Source organism: Bacillus sp. A260, from assembly GCF_009861435.1.
Taxonomy (GTDB): domain Bacteria; phylum Bacillota; class Bacilli; order Bacillales; family Bacillaceae_G; genus Bacillus_A; species Bacillus_A cereus.
Map to the genome: position 1 here is coordinate 3,411,579 of NZ_CP046398.1, position 17,660 is coordinate 3,429,238.

Consider the following 17,660-nt stretch of genomic DNA (forward strand, 5'->3'; position numbering starts at 1 on the left):
CAACTGCTTGTTAAAGCCCGATTGGTTCAACTAATAATCAGTGAGGATGAAGAAACTCCCCATTGATTAAAGTTTCACTTTATGAGAACGATTTCATTCAGTTATTATAACAAGATTATTATTATTTACATAATAAATTGCCTAGAAAAAAGCATCTTGCTACTATTCATAGCAAGATGCCCTCTTTATTCTGGTCTTTTCTTCGTCCACGTTTCTACTACTTCACCAGTATCATTAACATCTAGCACAAGGCTACCATTACTATACCGGTCTTTATTTCGATACGCTTTCGGATCAATTTCTTCTACAATGTTTTTCTCTGTCTTCATGTAAACTAATTCATCGTCCCGAACGATTTCAATACCGACAATGCGGTACGGATTACGTTTTAATTCTTTGAAAATAACAAGACCTCGCTTCGCCCTCGTTGATTTCTCAATTTCTGATGCTTTTAGGCGTTTTACAGCACCGCGCTGTGTTACGAGAATAAGTTGATCTTTGTCACCATTTAACGGTTTACCAGAAGCGACATAGTCATCTTCTTTTAAATTAATTGCTTTCACTCCAGCAGCTCTTACACCGACTGGACTTACTTCCTCTTCATGGAAAATAAGTGCATATGCACCGTGTGTAGCAAGAACGATATCACTCGTTCCATCTGTCGCAAATATATCGACAACTTCATCATCTTTTTTCAAGTTTACAGCAACGAATGCTCTTGAATAACGCTGAACTTTATATTGATTTAATTCTGTTTTCTTTATCATACCATTTCTTGTTACAAATACGATAAATCGTTTTTCTTCCTCAAAGTTCGGTACAACCGTTGCCCAAATGATTGTTTCATCCCGGTCGAGTGAAACGATATTAGCAACGTGCTGACCTAAATCTTTCCAACGAATATCTGGCATTTCGTATACTGGCAGATATATATAGTTTCCTTTATTCGTAAATAAGAGGACTGTCTCTGTCGTATTCGTATCGAATCGTTCAAGTAAGATGTCACCCTCTTTCATACCGAAGTCTTTGCCGTTTGAGGCATTATGTGAGCGCCATCCAGTACGTTTCACATATCCTTCTTTCGTTACAGTAACGATGACATCTTCTTGTGGGATCATCACTTCTACATCGATTTTAATTTCCTCGATTTGATCTTCAATAATCGCGCGTCGATCATCACTATACGTTTTCTTAACTCTCTTTAAATCAGTTTTAATTACTTGAAGTAATCTTTTTTCACTTTGTAAAATTGCCTGTAGCTCAATAATTTTCTTATTAAGCTCATCTGCTTCTTCTTGTAACGCCGTAATGTCTGTATTCGTTAAGCGATATAATTGCAAGGAAACAATTGCTTCTGCCTGTGCTTCTGTAAAGCCAAATTTTGCACTTAAATTATCTTTCGCGTTACGTTTATCTTTTGAAGCTCGAATTGTCTCAATTACTTGGTCTAAAATCGATAATGCTTTCTTTAAACCTTCTACAATATGTTGACGATTTTCTGCTTTTCGTAATTCATATTGCGAACGTCTCGTAATAACCTCTTTTTGATGTCCAATATAAGCATCTAAAATTTTCGGTAATGTCATAAGTGTTGGACGACGATTATTGATCGCTACCATATTAAAGTTATATGGAATTTGCAAATCTGTATTTTTATATAAATAATTTAAAATACCTTCGGCGTTTGCTTCTTTCTTTAATTCAACAACAATTCGTAAACCAGTACGATCTGTCTCATCACGCACTTCAGCAATACCATCTAACTTTTTATCTAGACGTAATTCATCCATTTTCTTTACAAGGTTTGCCTTATTCACTTCGTAAGGAATTTCAGTGATTACAATTTGTTGTTTCCCACCACGCACTGTTTCAACTTCTGCTTTTCCGCGAATAATAATTTTACCTTTACCTGTTTCATACGCCTTTTTAATACCATCAATCCCCTGAATAATACCGCCTGTTGGGAAATCTGGTCCTTTCATAACTGTTAATAAATCATCAACAGTACTATTTGGCTTATCAATACGCATCATTGTAGCATCAATAACTTCTCCAAGATGATGCGGAGGAATTTCTGTTGCATAACCAGCGGAAATCCCTGTAGATCCGTTCACTAATAAATTCGGGAACGCTGCTGGTAATACAACCGGTTCTTCACTCGTATCATCAAAGTTTGACACGAATTCAACTGTTTCTTTATCAAGATCACGTAATAATTCAGATGCGATTGGTGATAAACGAGCTTCCGTATAACGCATCGCTGCCGCTGGGTCCCCATCAACACTACCATTATTACCATGCATTTCAACTAAAACATTACGTACTTTCCAAGTTTGGCTTAAGCGTACCATTGCTTCATATACAGAGGAATCTCCATGTGGATGATAATTACCGATAACATTACCTACTGTTTTAGCTGATTTACGAAACGCTTTATCATGTACATTACCTTCTACATACATAGAATATAAAATACGTCTTTGTACTGGCTTTAAGCCATCACGTGCATCTGGAAGTGCACGATCTTGAATAATATATTTACTATAACGTGCAAAGCGATCACCTAACACGTCTTCAAGCGGGAGGTCATGAAACTTCTCTGCTTGCATGTTATTCCACCTCCGTCTCCATAATCATTTCATTTTCTAAAATATTTCCTTCTTCTTGCATACCAAACTGTACATTACGTTCAATCCATTTACGGCGCGGTTCTACTTTATCGCCCATTAATGTTGTAACGCGACGCTCTGCTCTTGCTGCATCATCAATTTTCACGCGAATTAATGTACGCGTTTCAGGATTCATTGTTGTTTCCCATAATTGATCCGCATTCATTTCACCAAGTCCTTTATAACGTTGTAACATATAGCCTTTTCCAACTTTTTTCGTTACACCGTCTAATTCCTCATCTGACCAAGCGTATTCAATTACCTCACTCTTACCTTTTCCTTTACTTACTTTGTATAAAGGAGGAAGTGCGATAAATACTTTACCAGCTTCGATAAGTGGCTTCATATATCTGTAGAAGAACGTTAATAACAATACTTGAATATGAGCCCCATCCGTATCGGCATCGGTCATAATTACAACTTTATCGTAGTTAATATCTTCAACATCAAATTCATTTCCTACACCGCCGCCAATCGCATAAATGATTGTATTAATCTCTTCATTTTTAAAGATATCAGCAAGCTTTGCTTTTTCTGTATTAATTACTTTACCACGTAACGGTAATACGGCCTGGAAACGTCGGTCTCGTCCTTGTTTCGCAGAACCACCGGCAGAGTCACCCTCTACTAGGTACAGTTCATTTTTTTGCGGGTTACGTGATTGTGCAGGTGTTAATTTCCCGCTTAACGTACCTTCTGATTTTTTCTTTTTCTTACCACTACGCGCTTCTTCTCTTGCTTTACGGGCTGCTTCACGGGCTTGTGCTGCTTTAATTGCTTTTCTCACAAGAAGTGTAGCTACATCAGGGTTTTCTTCTAAAAAGTATGCTAAATGCTCAGATACAATGGCATCAATTGAAGAACGCGCTTCACTTGTACCTAGTTTCCCTTTCGTTTGCCCTTCAAACTGAAGCACTTCTTCTGGTACACGTACCGAAACGATAGCCGCTACACCTTCACGAATATCTGTACCTTCTAAGTTTTTATCTTTTTCTTTTAATAGTGCTACTTTACGAGCATACTCGTTAAACACACGCGTCATCGCTGTTTTAAATCCAGCTTCGTGTGTTCCACCATCTTTTGTACGTACGTTATTTACAAACGAAAGAATATTTTCTGAGTAACCATCATTAAACTGGAATGCTAGTTCTGCTTCAATCCCGTTTTGTTCACCAGTGAAATATACAACCGGGTGAATTGAATCTTTTTCTTCGTTTAAATATGAAACGAAAGCTTCGATTCCTGTTTCATAATGAAATATATCTTCTAAATCATTACGTTCGTCTTTTATCGAGATTTTCATTCCTTTTAATAAGAATGCAGATTCACGTAATCTCTCACATAATGTTTCATAATTGTAATTTGTCGTGCTGAAAATCGTTGTATCTGGTTTGAAGTGCATTGTCGTACCAGACTCTTTTGTTTTCCCGATTTTCTCTAACGTTGTTGCAGGAACGCCACCATTTTCAAAACGTTGTTCATAAATGTTACCATCACGCTTAATTGTTACTACTAACCATTCTGACAAAGCGTTTACAACTGATGCCCCAACACCGTGTAAACCACCACTCGTTTTATAGCCACCTTGACCAAACTTACCACCTGCATGAAGTACAGTTAAAATAACTTCAGGTGTAGGTTTCCCAAGTTTATGCATTCCCGTAGGCATTCCTCGCCCTTTATCTATAACGCTAATACTATTATCTTTATGTATTACGACTGAAATTTCGTCGCCAAATCCCGCTAACGCTTCGTCAACGGAGTTATCTACTATTTCATATACTAAATGATGCAATCCACGGCTATCCGTACTCCCGATATACATACCCGGGCGTTTTCGAACGGCTTCAAGTCCTTCTAACACTTGAATCGCATCTTCATTATATTGGAACTGATGCTTTGCCAAACTCCTTGCCCCTTTCCTAATCCAAAATCAGAACATATGTTTCTATTATAGAATAACGCCTCGACTATAGTTTTGGCAAGTTATCTTATCTCTTTTATATACCATCTTCAATAGAAAAATCCTTGTTTTCTCACAAGGATTCCTCTAGGCTACTATTTCAGAAAAATAATCGTTTGTCAACGAGAAATGGATATGTATTCCAAGATTACACATTCCAAACCTTTATTATGATCCAAATGATCAAGATCCAAAATGGGATTACAAATAACAATCCCCAAAAACAGCCTTTAAAAAATCTCATGATGAACACCTCGTTCATCGGCCCTACTTATCTATAATGAGGGCTGAATCAATCTTTCTACCTTTAAATCTATACTATTTTGTCATCGCATGTTCTACTTTAATACAACGATCCATTATTACAGTATAGTCTTTTTCTTTTAAAAGTTTATATGTATCCTCATCTTGTACTCCTAATTGTGCCCAAAAAACATCTGCATCAATCTCTACAAATTCTTTTGCAACATCCATTAAAAACTCTGAGCGACGAAATACATTTACAATGTCAACGTGTCCCTTAATATCCTTTAGTGAAGAAACTGCCTTTTCTCCGAGCACCTCATCTACTGTTGGATTAACTGGAATAATGCGGTATCCAGCATCTTGCATTGCTTTTGAAACCATATACGATGTACGTTCTGGCTTATCTGATAATCCAACAACCGCAATTGTTTTGCTTTTCTTTAACACTTCACCAATTTCCGTACGAGTTGGGTTTTCAATTGTCATAATTAATCCCTCCTATTCCTTTAGTATAGCCGATAAAGAAAGTCTCTTTCAATATGAAAGAGACTTTCTTTTATTTCGATTATTGATTCTTTGTAGCTGAATTATCTGCTAAAGTAGCCGATTTCGTCATTTTTTGACCGTTACGGTAGAATGTAACTTCTACTTTCTCGCCTACTTTTTTCTTTTCATATAAATATTTACGGAATTGAAGAGCATTCTCTACTTTTTGATTATCTAATGCTACTACAATATCATATTGCTCTAAACCAGCTTTTTCAGCTGGTGATATTGGGTAAATTTTACCTAATACAACGCCGTTTGTTACTTCTTTCGGTACTTTCAATTGATTGACTGCATAAGCTTGCACATCTTCTAGTGAAACAACACCTACTCCAAGAGCTGGACGTTTTACTACTCCATCTTTTTCAAGAGATTCAATAACTGGTTTTGCGATGTTAATTGGAATAGCAAATCCAATTCCTTCAACTTCTTGTTGTGCAATTTTACTTGAATTAATCCCAATTATTTCACCATTTTGGTTAAATAATGCACCACCACTATTACCTGGATTAATCGCTGCATCCGTTTGAATAACTTGTGCTTGCCAATCTGGTCGTTTATCCCCATCAATATCAACCGGAATTTCGCGTTCTTTACTACTGATTATACCTTCCGTTACACTTCCATCAAATCCAAGTGGATTACCGATTGCAATGGCTTTTTCACCCGCACGAAGTTTACTTGAATCACCTAAAGTGGCAACTTTATTTACATTAGATCCATCAATTTCAACAACCGCTAAGTCTAACCAAGGGTCCTTACCAACTAATTTCGCATCAACTTGCTTTCCGTCGCTCAGCTTCACAGCAAGTTTATTTGCTCCATCTACTACGTGGTTGTTTGTTACAATATATGCTTTATTTCCTGCTTTTTTATAAATAACACCTGATCCTGAACCGGCTTGTTGTTCTTGACCTGTCGGTTGCATTGCAAATGGATCAACACTTTGTTGCATATTAATAACACCTACAACAACATCTTTCGCCCCTTCAATCATACCAGGTAAATCAGTTTCATTTTTCGCTTTATTTACAACAGGAACTACAGTACCTTCTACTTTTGAATCCGAACTAAATGATGATACTGGCGCTCCATTATTTTGAGCCCATGGCATATATGGTGCTGCAAAACTAATCGAAACCGCTCCGACTACAGCTCCCACTAAACCTGTGAAGAAATAGCCTTTTTTACTACCTGATTTTCTCACTTCTCTCGTTTCACTATGCTCTTCATTTAAATTTGGTCCGTCGTAATATCCCATGTTTTATTTCCCCTCTCTGGTGAATTCGTATTTTCAGTATAGTCACGTTTTGTGTCCTTCTTGTGAACTCATCGTGAAATCCAATTAAAAAAATACACTTATCTAACATTGTAGACAAAAAAAGTATTTTTTGTACATTTTACCTTCAAAAGAGAGTATAAAATTACCATTTCCCTAGGCTAAATTACACAAATCGTTCTAGATTATTCTTCAAATTTATAACCAACTCGAATAACAGTACCGATATGCTTCGCTTTATCTCCTAGCTTATTTCGAAGTTTTTTAATATGGGTATCAACCGTTCGGTCATCACCGTAATAGTCATATCCCCATAACTGGTCTAATAAATGTTGACGTGATAACACAATTCCTTTGTTCTCCATTAAATACACAAGAAGTTCAAATTCTTTATGTGTCAATATAATTTCTTCTCCATCTACTAAAACAGTTCTAGATAGACGATTCACTTCTATTCCAGCTAAAGACATAGCATTTTCTTCCGCTACTCCTACCGCACCATCCGCACGTTTCAATAACGTCTTTGCACGAGCTACTAATACTTTCGGGCTAAATGGTTTCGTTACATACTCGTCTGCACCTAATTCGAAACCTAGCAATGTATCATCCTCATCCGAACGTGCTGTCAACATAATAATTGGTACTGCTGATTCTTTTCTAATTCTTCTACAAACAGACCATCCATCTATTTCCGGTAACATAATATCTAACATAATTAAATCAATTTCATGCTCTGCAAATAACTCTAACGCTTTTTTTCCATCTTCTGCTTCGATTACTTCAAAGCCTTCATTACGAAAATAATCACTAACAATTTCACGTAATCTTCTTTCATCTTCAACAAGCAATACCGTTTTGTTCATATAATCTATCCCGCCTTTTTACTCTTTCAATCGAATAATACGTTGATTGGAGCTTCCGCGAAATGGAAGTGTTAAATCTTTTTCCTCAATTTCAAACCTTCCATCGACTAAAACATCCCCATAATGTAACAACTCTATCATATCATTATTTTGAGAACTCTGTATCTCTTCTAACGTATAACCTGTATACATCCATAGGTTTTTTTTCAAATCTTTCACGATTTTTGCTACCTTTTTCACTTCAGCAGCTTGAAAAAATGGATCTCCACCTGAAAATGTTACATCAGTTAATGGATTACTTGCAATCTCTTTCACAATTTCTTCTACTGTCATTTCCGTTCCGTTGCAAATATTCCACGATTTCGGATTATGGCAACCAACGCAACGATGCGGACAGCCCGCAAAAAACACGACTGTCCGCAATCCTTCTCCATCTACTACACTATCATGAATAATATTCATCACTTTCATTTATGTTTCACCCGATCTATCTCTTCACTACGTTTCGCACTATTCCACTTTGACATATCTCCTACAAGATAGCCTGTTATACGGCGAATTCTTTCTATATTAGCCTCATCTTCATTCCCGCAACTTGGACATTCATTCCCAATAACCCCGTGATAACTACAGCACTTACAACGGTCAACAGGATGATTAATTGAACCGTATCCAACGCCATGTTCTGCCATGGCTTGTACAATTTGTTTTAATGCCTTTTTGTTATGCATTGCTGCTCCGTCTAGTTCAATATAAGTAATGTGTCCTCCATTACAGAGAGCATGGAACGGGCCTTCTAAACGGATTTTATTTATCGCTTGAATGTTATAATAAACTGGAATATGGAATGAATTCGTATAGTAATTATGGTTCGTTATGCCGCCAATCACGCCAAATTCTTCTCTATCTTTTTTCACAAACTTCCCTGATAATCCTTCTGCTGGAGTTGCAATTACTGAGAAATTCAGTTGATGTTCTTCTGTCGCTTTATCCATTCTATCTCTCATAAAGGAAATAATTTCATACCCAAGTTTCCATGATTCTTCATCTTCCCCATGATGCTTTCCTGTTAAAGCTACTAAACATTCCGCAAGACCGATAAAACCAATACTTAACGTCCCTTGTTTTAAAATCGAGGCTACGGAGTCTTCAGGCTGCAACGTTTCTCCACCACGCCATACACCTTGTGAATATAAAAACTGAAAATCTCTTGCTCGCTTCGTACATTGATACGCATATCTTTCTAATAGCTGCTTAATTCCTAAATCTAAATAATAGTTTAGCGCTTCAAAAAACGCTTCTTTTGAACCACTAATTAACGCTAATTTCACTAAATTAATAGACGTAAATGATAAATTCCCTCTACCAATCGCTGTTTCTTCTCCATGTATATTAGACATAACACGGGTACGACATCCCATGTAACATACTTCACTTTCTGGTCTTCCATCATAATGCACTGCATTAAACGGAGCATCTAAAAATGAAAAGTTAGGGAATAATCGATCTGCGGTTGTCTCTAATGCTAATTCAAATAAATCGTAGTTCGGATCACTTTCTTCAAAATTCACACCTTTTTTCATCTTGAAAATTTGAATCGGAAAAATCGGTGTCTCTCCTTTACCAAGTCCAGCTTGTGTCGCTTTTAAAAGTTGTTTAATTAACATTCTTCCTTCTTTTGATGTATCTGTTCCGTAATTAATAGAAATAAACGGTACTTGTCCTCCGCCCCTACTATGCATACTATTCGAATTATGAACGAAAGCCTCACACGCTTGATACGTATCATTTTCCGTTTCTTTCCATGCAAATTCTTCTATTTGTTCTTTCGTAAGCGGATATGATTGTAATCGTTTTTTATGTCTCTCAATTGTTTTTCGTACATAAGGTGCTAAATCAATATCAAAGAGTGCAAACGATTGACCACCATGCTGCATATTTTGATTCGCTTGAAAAATAATAGACGAAAGAGCCAATGCACTTTTAATGTCTTGCGGTTGTCTCATATGTCCATGTCCAGTATGAAAACCGTTAGCAAGCATTTGCGCTAACGGAATTTGTGAACAAGTCGTCGTTCCTGTTGCATAAAAATCTAAATCATGTGGATATAATATATTTTCATTTATCGCTTTTTTCACTTGATCTGACAATAAATTCTCAACAGCATAATATTTTGCACTCTCAGATGCGAACGTTCCCATTACGCCCATTGGAGAGCGGCCGTCTACATTTGCATTTTCTTGCATCAAATCTTGTTCATTGCCGTGGACTATTGTCTCAAACACTTTCATTAATTCTTCTTCTCCACGTGTATTATTTTGTAACATTTATAACCCTCCACCAATATGTTGTTATCTTTTGATTAAAATGTTACTACATATAGTCTTACTGTTTCTGTGAGAAATGTAACATTACTGTGAAATTTTTTTCACGAAATAATGAATTTTTCATTTACAAAAAAGAAATGTGCTCTTTACAAATGTATGGTACAATATACGGGAAAAACTCTTTTTACCCTTTATCAACACATTTGAATAAAGGAGACTGAACTTATGGTTACTACATATCTTTTATTTATCGTTGCCTACTTACTTGGCTCGATTCCATTTGCACTAGTTGTTGGAAAAATCGGCTACGGAATCGATATTCGTGAGCACGGGAGCGGTAATCTAGGCGGAACAAACACATTCCGCACATTAGGGAAAAAAGCAGGTTTTACCGTTACAATTGCTGACATTTTAAAAGGGACATTAGCAACAAGTCTACCAATGATTTTCGGATTAGATATTCATCCACTATGGTTCGGGTTAGCGGCTGTTCTTGGACATGTCTATCCAATCTTTGCGAAATTCCGCGGTGGTAAAGCAGTTGCAACTTCTGCTGGGGTGCTATTATGCTATTCACCAGTTGTTTTTGCAATATTGGCTGTTGTATTTTTCACCCTTTTATTTACAACAAGATACGTATCACTTTCTTCTATGGTAACAGCAGTTGTTGCTGTTATTGCATCCATTGTTAGCGGGGATAAAATCTTCATTATTGCGATGTGTTTATTAGCAGGTATGGTTATTTATAAACACCGTGCAAATATCGGACGAATTATAAATAAAACTGAACCAAAAGCAAACTTTTCTAAAAAGCAAAAATAAGATCGTAACCCACATAACGCAAAAAGAAAACGTGAAGCATATTAATAGCGTCTTTTTGCGTTATTTTTTATACTAAAGAAAAAGCAACATAATTTGGAGGAACTATACATGAATCTTTCCGTAACAAAAGAAGCAGCACAATGGTATAAAAATGAATTAAACTTACAATCAAATGAAACACTACGCTTTTTCGTACAATACGGTGGTTGCAGTACTGTGCAAAAAGGACTTTCTTTAGGTATTCGTAAAGATGACCCTGCACATCCTGCTGTTCAAATTCAAGAAGAAGGTATTAACTTCTTTATTGAAGGCGATGATGAATGGTTCTTCGATGGACATAATTTATCTGTTACACTTAACGAAGGTGACGACTTCCCACAATTTAATTATGAAAAATAAAAAAACGTGGCTTCTGCCACGCTTTTTTATTTTTTCTTAATTTCCTCATATTTCGCATACCACTCAGGATATAACTTTTTAAATGATACAGGGCGGAACCCTTCTTTTTTCGCACAAATATTCGTCGTACTTGCAGTAATACAAAGTTCACCATCACCATTATATATTTCATATCCATATACAACGCGAAGTGGGCTCACAGTATCTACCCATGTTTTTACGATTGCTTTTTCTCCGTAACGCATCGCTTTACGGTATGAAATTTGTAAATCTAACACAGGAGAAATAATTCCTTCTTTCTCCATTTCAACATATGAAAAACCTAAATCTTGTATAAGTTTCGTGCGACCTAACTCAAGCCACACTAAGTAGTTTGAATGGTAAACAACACCCATTTGATCTGTTTCCGCATAACGGATTTCAACTTCATGTTCTGCTACAAACATATGTATATTCGCCTTCTTTCACTTCTGCTACCTTGCATACATTTAATCATAATACAGTAACATCAAAAATAAAATAAAAACAGTGAATCTTTTACTGAAAGGAGCCAGCATATGATTCAAATTGTAACTGTTCGTAGTGGTGATAGCGTATATAGCTTGGCATCAAAATATGGATCAACACCTGACGAAATAGTAAAAGACAATGGATTAAATCCAGCTGAAACGCTCGTGGTTGGTCAGGCACTTATCGTTAATACGAAAGGGAATAATTATTATGTACAGCCTGGTGACAGCCTATATCGAATTTCTCAAACATATAATGTTCCCCTCGCTAGTTTAGCTAAAGTTAATAATTTATCTTTAAAATCTATTCTCCATGTCGGACAACAATTATACGTACCAAAAGGTACAAAACGAGCTGTAGAATCCATCGCTTATTTACAACCTTCCACTATACCGATTAAAGAGAGTTTAGTTAATGCTACACGTGCCATCAATCCATTTTTAACATACTTAGCTTATTTTAGTTTTGAGGCAAAAAGAGATGGCACATTAAAAGAACCTACTGAAACAGCTAAAATCGCTAATATTGCAACGCAGGGTAAAACAATCCCTATGCTCGTTATTACAAATATTGAAAATGGTAATTTCAGTGCCGATCTAACATCGGTTATTTTACGCGACGCAACGATTCAAAACAAATTTATTACAAACATTTTGCAAACAGCTGAGAAATATGGCATGCGAGACATTCATTTCGATTTCGAGAGTGTAGCACCTGAAGACCGCGAAGCGTATAATCGTTTTTTACGAAATGTAAAAACACGCTTACCTAGCGGGTACACATTGAGCACAACTCTCGTACCGAAAACAAGTTCAAATCAAAAGGGAAAATTTTTCGAAGCTCACGATTATAAAGCGCAAGGGCAAATTGTTGATTTCGTCGTCATTATGACATATGACTGGGGATGGCAGGGCGGGCCACCGATGGCAATTTCTCCTATCGGTCCGGTGAAAGAAGTACTTCAATATGCAAAATCTCAAATGCCTCCCCAAAAAATTATGATGGGGCAAAATTTATACGGGTTTGATTGGAAGCTTCCATTTAAACAAGGAAATCCACCCGCAAAAGCAATTAGCTCTGTCGCAGCTGTTGCACTAGCTCGTAAATATAATGTCCCTATTCGTTATGATTTCACAGCCCAAGCTCCTCATTTTAATTATTTTGATGAAAACGGCGTGCAACACGAAGTTTGGTTTGAAGATTCACGGTCTGTTCAAAGTAAATTCAATTTAATGAAAGAACAAGGTATAGGTGGTATTAGTTACTGGAAAATCGGTTTACCATTCCCACAAAATTGGCGTTTACTCGTTGAAAATTTTACAATTACGAAAAAGGGCTGACAAAAGTCAGCCCTTTTTGTACATTTTGTTAAGATTCATCTTTGATTTCACTTTTTAATGAGTCAATACTTTCTAAACGTCTTTGATTTTTTGCTTCAATAGCAGCACGATCTTTTTCATTAGAAAGTTCCGCTGTTTCTTTTGCTTCATTAAAGTTATCAACTGTATTTTGCACCATTTCTTGTAACTTTTCAGCGTTATCACTTCGATTATCTGGATTTGGCATGTACTTCCCTCCTAATATTGTATATACACACCATCTTAAATTACCTATCTTTCCTCAAATTTATACATAAAAAAGGAGAATGTAATATTCTCCTTTTCTTTAACCATTATCAACAATCGGTTGTTTACCTGTTTGATCTTGCATTTGCTTTCCTTTATTTCCACCAGCTTTTTTCGATTGTGTTCCAATATGATTTGGTGCAAAGTCTTTTGAATTTTTTTTCGGATTACCCATTACTATCGCCTCCTTAACACTAGTATCGTACTAGTGTTAAGAATTATTCAGCTTGCTTAAAAAGTTTCATTTCATAACGTTTTTCAATGCGCTCTTCAATGCGATCAATTGCATCACGATCGCTTAATAATTGTTGTTTATTTTCATTTACAAGTTCTTCAAACGATTTACGGCGACTTCTTCTCATGTTGTTCACCCTCTCTCCTTCGCTTTCTTATTACATAGTATGAGCAAACAAAAACTCTTTAATCAGATTTGCAAGAAAATTTTATGTTTTAGTACTCCTAAAAAAACTCCGTGTACAATATATTGCACACGGAGTTTTTTATACCATAATATTTAAATACTCTTTCAACTTTTCATCTGCATTCATTTCATTTTCTTTATAATCATGAAGCGCCTGTAATACAAAATCATACTGCTCTAAAATATAACTTTCTAATTTCATAACATCCTCTAAGCTATTAAGCATAATTCTCGTATTACCAACTTCACTTTTTAACGCCGGTTCACATTTTAAACTTGTACATATTTCTTTCACATCTTCTTCTAATATCTCTGTTAATACATATTTCTTTCGTCCTTTTACCTTTAATCTCATAACTGGATAAAAAGCTTTTATATCTAAATAACTTCCTACGTTCATACAACGTAGCCATTCTACATTACGTTTATTACATGCAAGTATTTCTTTCACCGCTTCATATACCGCAGTTTCATCAAGCATAACCTTATTTACTTTTCGTTTCCCTTCTTCTTCAATAGCTGCACACTTTTGATAAACAGCAGCACACGTAATGCAATCGTCAAATGCATTATGAGAGCTTAAACGAATTCCAAGCATTCGTTTTAACGTTTCAAGTTTATGATTAGGCGCATGCTTCATGTATTTCTTCGCTAAAAATACAGTATCAATTACTTTATTTTTAGGTTCAGGCAACCCAAGCATATTTACATTACTTTTCAAAAAGCGCATATCAAAAGAAGCATTATGAGCCACAATAACATTTGTATGTAAAAATGCTAAAAATAAAGGTAACACTTCTTCAATCGTCGGTGCATCTGAAACGCGATAATTGGTAATACCTGTTAAACTCGTTATTCGGTCCGGAATTGGCCGCTCTGGATTCACGTATGAAACAAATTGATCTACCAGTTCATGATTACGATATTTCACCGCTGCAACTTGAATAATTTTATCATTATAAGGGTTAAATCCTGTTGTTTCAAAATCAATTACAACATAATCTAACGGTAAGGATACATTCCCCACTCCATACACTCCTTTATCTCTAAACGTTTATATTTCTTACATCATATCATGAAGTTATTACTACTTGAAAAAGAAAAGGCAGAAATGGGAACTCTCCACCTCTACCTTTTCACCATTATTTTAATTTAGCAACCCTTTTCTCCATCTCTTTTTGCGTCATCGGCCCAATAAACTTATCTTGAATGACACCTTTTGTATCTATAAAATACGAAGTTGGAATCGTAATTACTTTATACGCTGTTGTCACATCAATGTTCTTGTCCAATAAAACAGGAAAAGTAATTCCTTTTTCTTTAATAAAATTGCTTACCTTTTCTTCCCCCCCACCTTTTTCTGAAGGCGTATAATTGATTGCTAAAATTTCTACGTTTTCTTTATGTTCTTTATAGAAAGCCTCCATATCAGGCATTTCTTGCTGACATGGTCCACACCACGTAGCCCAAAAGTTTAAAATTACTTTCTTTCCTTTTAAATCCGATAACTTTACATTTGTCCCATCTAACTTAGTTAATTCAAAGTCTGGTGCGCTCTTCCCTATCTCAATACCATTCCTTGCGATAATCTCTTTCATCGCAGCTTCACTTTTTTCTTGCTTCACTTTTACCGCCTGCTCTTTATTACCAAACTGTTCATAAGCTGCATATCCCGCTAAACAAAGTAACACTACAATAATCGTAAGCTTCCGCCACATTTTATATCACCCTAACGTATTATCTTCTTTTAACACATTCATCAAAATACTATATATCTTATTTTAGCTTATACGGACAAGCTTGGAAATATTCAGAGTCGAAATAATCAGAATTCTTATAACCAAGATGAAATATTTACCTTTTTATCATATAATTAGAAAAATAGATGAAGTGTTGTTTATCTTCTTATGGGCCCATTCACCTTTTTACTTTCGTACTTATATAAACTTCAACAAAAGGGGGATTTTTTATGAATTCATTCGAAAAAATAACATTATATATTCTTAGTTTTCTTTTATACCCAATCGGTATTATTACATGGATCATTTCACTCTTTAGTAACGATCTTGAAAAAAAGAAAGTAGGGCGTATTTGTCTTTACATCTCTCTAGTCTCATTCGTCCTTTTCTTAATCCTTGGAATTGCAACTTTCCTTATGACTGCTACTTTTAACGTAGATCTAAATCATTCAGAATCTATCCAATATCAAATAAATGATGTTGAATAAAGATAAGGGCACTGCTCTTATCTTTATTCACATCTCTTTCAAAATGAATGACTATTTATTAATTTTTCAGGACTTCCACATGCAACAATACTTCCTTCTCTCATTATGACAACACGATCCGCTAGTATCACTTTCTCTACATCATGTGTTGCCACAATTCTCGTTACATCTCTTCCTAGTCCTTCAATCATATTCCAAACAGTTTCTTGATTACTCGGATCTAACCCCGCAGTCGGTTCATCTAAAATAATAAGATTCGGATTTGAACCAATTGCTCGTAATAATGCAAGACGTTTTCTTTCGCCTCCTGAAAGCTCTTCACCGCTTTTATGTAGCACAGTTTGACTCCCTTCAGGTAACCCTCTAATAATCGGCGTTACATTTATAAGTTCACTATTTTTTTCTAACTGATTTTCTAAACACTCTTCCCCGAAATACATATTCTCTGTTACCGTCGTTCGGAAAAAACGTGGTTCTTGCCAAACTGTAGTCATACGAGCTTCATTACCATAATAAGCAATGCTACCGTTAGATGGTTTATACAAGCCCGTTATTAACTTTAAAAGCGTTGTTTTTCCTGCACCGCTTTCTCCCACAATAATAACGAGTTCACCAGGACGAATTTGCAAATCAATATTACGAATTCTGCATTTCTCTTCGTCATTCTCCTGAAATGAAACATTTGTTATCCTGATACCCATCGCTCTTTCTACATTGTTATCTGCTGCTCGTTTATTTAAAAAGCAAAAAGTTCTATTTGCCGAAGCGACTGCAACTTGTGTCATTATTAATAAATCGCCCACATAACGGACAGGGAAAAAGAGCATCTCAATTGTCGCTAACACTGCAATGAGTGAACCAACTTCTATTTCTCCCCTCATTATTTTTTGTGCACCTATAATGAGAACAAGGATATATGCTCCTGTTTCAATCACCGTTCCAACTACTCCAATACAATGTTGCATCATCGTCTTCTTTACTTCCGATTTATACGATTGTGCCGTTACTCTTTTAAATAAGCGAATTGCCCATTTTTCTTTTTGTAAACTCCGCAAATCTTGTATCCCCTTTACAAACTGTGACACCATCTCTACAACACTTGAGTGATTTTTTTGAGCAACGCTTGCAATATCTCTTACCTTTTCTCCCATCAGTATTGGAACAATTGTACTTAAAAATAAAAACGGAGTTACCCACAATATAAACTGTATATCTATATGTTGTAGTGCTATGAAAGCTCCAATAAATTGGGCAATAGCGTGTATATATTCTATTAATATAGAGCCATATAATCTGACCCAGTTCGGAATATCAGACACGACCAAAGTTTCTAACTCTCCTTGCTTAATCTTCTCACTCTCTTCAAACGGTAATGAGAAATAGTGACGCAATAATTCTATACGTTTCGTTTGTAATATACGTTGACTCGCTTTTGAACTTATATAATCAAATAAAAGATTGTTCGCCCACATTAAAAAGCGACTACCCGCAAACAAAGCTATATATAAATACGCACCTTTTAGCTCTCTTTGAATAAGATTGTCTACAATTAATCCCATGAAAATTGGGCGTGATAAATTTAAAATGGCAGCAATTATCCCACTACATACAGCTGCTATTACTAATATTTTCTCTTGTCGTAACGGCAACAATATTCTTTTATACTCTGTCATGACGTTTCCTCCATTTTTATAGTAAAAAGAAAGGGATGAAACCAAATGGTTTCATCCCTTTCCATAAAATAAGGAAGCTAACAGTTGTTA

At 35.8% G+C, this 17,660-nt stretch carries 18 protein-coding genes; 4 read left to right on the forward strand and 14 right to left on the reverse strand.

Going from position 1 to position 17,660, the window contains the following annotated elements; genetic code table 11:
• Positions 1-185 precede the first annotated feature (185 nt).
• The 7 genes from parC to GD442_RS17095 form a co-directional block, all read right to left on the reverse strand.
• Positions 186-2,609, reverse strand: a complete 2,424-nt coding sequence (gene parC, locus GD442_RS17065) for a DNA topoisomerase IV subunit A (protein WP_001147464.1) — start codon at positions 2,607-2,609, stop codon at positions 186-188.
• Between the two features lies 1 nt (position 2,610).
• Positions 2,611-4,575, reverse strand: a complete 1,965-nt coding sequence (gene parE, locus GD442_RS17070) for a DNA topoisomerase IV subunit B (RefSeq protein ID WP_001062194.1) — start codon at positions 4,573-4,575, stop codon at positions 2,611-2,613.
• A gap of 375 nt (positions 4,576-4,950) precedes the next feature.
• Positions 4,951-5,364, reverse strand: coding sequence for a CoA-binding protein (locus tag GD442_RS17075; RefSeq protein ID WP_000151393.1), 414 nt, complete (start codon positions 5,362-5,364; stop codon positions 4,951-4,953).
• Positions 5,365-5,443: 79 nt separating this feature from the next.
• Positions 5,444-6,685, reverse strand: coding sequence for a S1C family serine protease (locus GD442_RS17080; protein WP_000542646.1), 1,242 nt, complete (start codon positions 6,683-6,685; stop codon positions 5,444-5,446).
• A 203-nt stretch (positions 6,686-6,888) separates the two neighbouring features.
• Positions 6,889-7,566 carry a response regulator transcription factor gene (locus tag GD442_RS17085; RefSeq protein ID WP_001044679.1) on the reverse strand — a complete coding sequence of 226 codons (678 nt, stop codon included), beginning with the start codon at positions 7,564-7,566 and terminating at the stop codon, positions 6,889-6,891.
• Between the two features lie 18 nt (positions 7,567-7,584).
• On the reverse strand, positions 7,585-8,037 hold the full coding sequence (gene nrdG / locus GD442_RS17090) for an anaerobic ribonucleoside-triphosphate reductase activating protein (protein WP_000867076.1): 453 nt from the start codon (positions 8,035-8,037) through the stop codon (positions 7,585-7,587).
• Positions 8,034-9,893 carry an anaerobic ribonucleoside triphosphate reductase gene (locus GD442_RS17095; RefSeq protein WP_000940065.1) on the reverse strand — a complete coding sequence of 620 codons (1,860 nt, stop codon included), beginning with the start codon at positions 9,891-9,893 and terminating at the stop codon, positions 8,034-8,036. The genes nrdG and GD442_RS17095 overlap by 4 nt, the downstream gene beginning before the upstream one ends.
• A 225-nt stretch (positions 9,894-10,118) precedes the next feature.
• Between GD442_RS17095 and plsY the strand changes: the two genes are divergently transcribed.
• Together plsY and GD442_RS17105 are read left to right on the forward strand one after the other, a co-directional pair.
• Entirely contained in the window at positions 10,119-10,715 is a 597-nt protein-coding gene (gene plsY, locus GD442_RS17100; protein WP_000258974.1) for a glycerol-3-phosphate 1-O-acyltransferase PlsY, read from the forward strand.
• 108 nt (positions 10,716-10,823) lie between these two features.
• Positions 10,824-11,114 carry a HesB/YadR/YfhF family protein gene (locus GD442_RS17105; RefSeq protein WP_001054453.1) on the forward strand — a complete coding sequence of 97 codons (291 nt, stop codon included), beginning with the start codon at positions 10,824-10,826 and terminating at the stop codon, positions 11,112-11,114.
• A gap of 26 nt (positions 11,115-11,140) precedes the next feature.
• Here the strand turns inward: GD442_RS17105 and GD442_RS17110 are convergent, their stop codons facing one another.
• Positions 11,141-11,560 (reverse strand): acyl-CoA thioesterase, encoded by a 420-nt coding sequence (locus tag GD442_RS17110; RefSeq protein WP_000495812.1) that lies wholly within the window; start codon positions 11,558-11,560, stop codon positions 11,141-11,143.
• Positions 11,561-11,671: 111 nt separating this feature from the next.
• On the opposite strand from GD442_RS17110, the gene GD442_RS17115 reads away from it, so the two are divergent.
• Positions 11,672-12,964, forward strand: a complete 1,293-nt coding sequence (locus GD442_RS17115) for a glycoside hydrolase family 18 protein (RefSeq protein WP_000614855.1) — start codon at positions 11,672-11,674, stop codon at positions 12,962-12,964.
• Positions 12,965-12,992: 28 nt separating this feature from the next.
• Here GD442_RS17115 and tlp read toward each other — a convergent pair whose 3' ends face one another.
• From tlp to GD442_RS17140, 5 genes are all read right to left on the reverse strand, one after another.
• Positions 12,993-13,190, reverse strand: a complete 198-nt coding sequence (gene tlp, locus GD442_RS17120) for a small acid-soluble spore protein Tlp (protein WP_001133511.1) — start codon at positions 13,188-13,190, stop codon at positions 12,993-12,995.
• Between the two features lie 99 nt (positions 13,191-13,289).
• Positions 13,290-13,424 carry an acid-soluble spore protein SspN gene (sspN, locus tag GD442_RS17125; protein WP_000527987.1) on the reverse strand — a complete coding sequence of 45 codons (135 nt, stop codon included), beginning with the start codon at positions 13,422-13,424 and terminating at the stop codon, positions 13,290-13,292.
• A gap of 43 nt (positions 13,425-13,467) precedes the next feature.
• The gene (locus GD442_RS17130) at positions 13,468-13,611 is read right to left on the reverse strand and encodes an FbpB family small basic protein (RefSeq protein ID WP_001254699.1); all 144 of its coding nucleotides are present in this window, start codon (positions 13,609-13,611) and stop codon (positions 13,468-13,470) included.
• A 138-nt stretch (positions 13,612-13,749) separates the two neighbouring features.
• Positions 13,750-14,697, reverse strand: coding sequence for a 3'-5' exonuclease (locus GD442_RS17135; RefSeq protein ID WP_000528758.1), 948 nt, complete (start codon positions 14,695-14,697; stop codon positions 13,750-13,752).
• Positions 14,698-14,812: 115 nt separating this feature from the next.
• A complete protein-coding gene (locus GD442_RS17140; protein WP_000269084.1) occupies positions 14,813-15,388 on the reverse strand; it encodes a redoxin domain-containing protein in 576 nt (191 codons plus the stop codon).
• A 251-nt stretch (positions 15,389-15,639) separates the two neighbouring features.
• Between GD442_RS17140 and GD442_RS17145 the strand changes: the two genes are divergently transcribed.
• Positions 15,640-15,897 carry a hypothetical protein gene (locus tag GD442_RS17145; protein WP_001083876.1) on the forward strand — a complete coding sequence of 86 codons (258 nt, stop codon included), beginning with the start codon at positions 15,640-15,642 and terminating at the stop codon, positions 15,895-15,897.
• 38 nt (positions 15,898-15,935) lie between these two features.
• Here GD442_RS17145 and GD442_RS17150 read toward each other — a convergent pair whose 3' ends face one another.
• A complete protein-coding gene (locus GD442_RS17150) occupies positions 15,936-17,570 on the reverse strand; it encodes an ABC transporter ATP-binding protein (RefSeq protein ID WP_000141521.1) in 1,635 nt (544 codons plus the stop codon).
• Positions 17,571-17,660 lie beyond the last annotated feature (90 nt).

Excerpts from the sequence above, each read along its gene's own strand:
- nrdG (WP_000867076.1), bottom strand. The coding sequence starts at position 8,037 with ATGAAAGTGATGAATATTATTCATGATAGTGTAGTAGATGGAGAAGGA.
- GD442_RS17105 (WP_001054453.1), top strand. The coding sequence starts at position 10,824 with ATGAATCTTTCCGTAACAAAAGAAGCAGCACAATGGTATAAAAATGAA.
- tlp (WP_001133511.1), bottom strand. The coding sequence starts at position 13,190 with ATGCCAAATCCAGATAATCGAAGTGATAACGCTGAAAAGTTACAAGAA.
- GD442_RS17110 (WP_000495812.1), bottom strand. The coding sequence starts at position 11,560 with ATGTTTGTAGCAGAACATGAAGTTGAAATCCGTTATGCGGAAACAGAT.
- GD442_RS17095 (WP_000940065.1), bottom strand. The coding sequence starts at position 9,893 with ATGTTACAAAATAATACACGTGGAGAAGAAGAATTAATGAAAGTGTTT.
- parC (WP_001147464.1), bottom strand. The coding sequence starts at position 2,609 with ATGCAAGCAGAGAAGTTTCATGACCTCCCGCTTGAAGACGTGTTAGGT.
- GD442_RS17140 (WP_000269084.1), bottom strand. The coding sequence starts at position 15,388 with ATGTGGCGGAAGCTTACGATTATTGTAGTGTTACTTTGTTTAGCGGGA.
- plsY (WP_000258974.1), top strand. The coding sequence starts at position 10,119 with ATGGTTACTACATATCTTTTATTTATCGTTGCCTACTTACTTGGCTCG.
- GD442_RS17150 (WP_000141521.1), bottom strand. The coding sequence starts at position 17,570 with ATGACAGAGTATAAAAGAATATTGTTGCCGTTACGACAAGAGAAAATA.
- sspN (WP_000527987.1), bottom strand. The coding sequence starts at position 13,424 with ATGGGTAATCCGAAAAAAAATTCAAAAGACTTTGCACCAAATCATATT.
- GD442_RS17115 (WP_000614855.1), top strand. The coding sequence starts at position 11,672 with ATGATTCAAATTGTAACTGTTCGTAGTGGTGATAGCGTATATAGCTTG.
- GD442_RS17080 (WP_000542646.1), bottom strand. The coding sequence starts at position 6,685 with ATGGGATATTACGACGGACCAAATTTAAATGAAGAGCATAGTGAAACG.
- GD442_RS17075 (WP_000151393.1), bottom strand. The coding sequence starts at position 5,364 with ATGACAATTGAAAACCCAACTCGTACGGAAATTGGTGAAGTGTTAAAG.
- GD442_RS17085 (WP_001044679.1), bottom strand. The coding sequence starts at position 7,566 with ATGAACAAAACGGTATTGCTTGTTGAAGATGAAAGAAGATTACGTGAA.
- GD442_RS17130 (WP_001254699.1), bottom strand. The coding sequence starts at position 13,611 with ATGAGAAGAAGTCGCCGTAAATCGTTTGAAGAACTTGTAAATGAAAAT.
- GD442_RS17145 (WP_001083876.1), top strand. The coding sequence starts at position 15,640 with ATGAATTCATTCGAAAAAATAACATTATATATTCTTAGTTTTCTTTTA.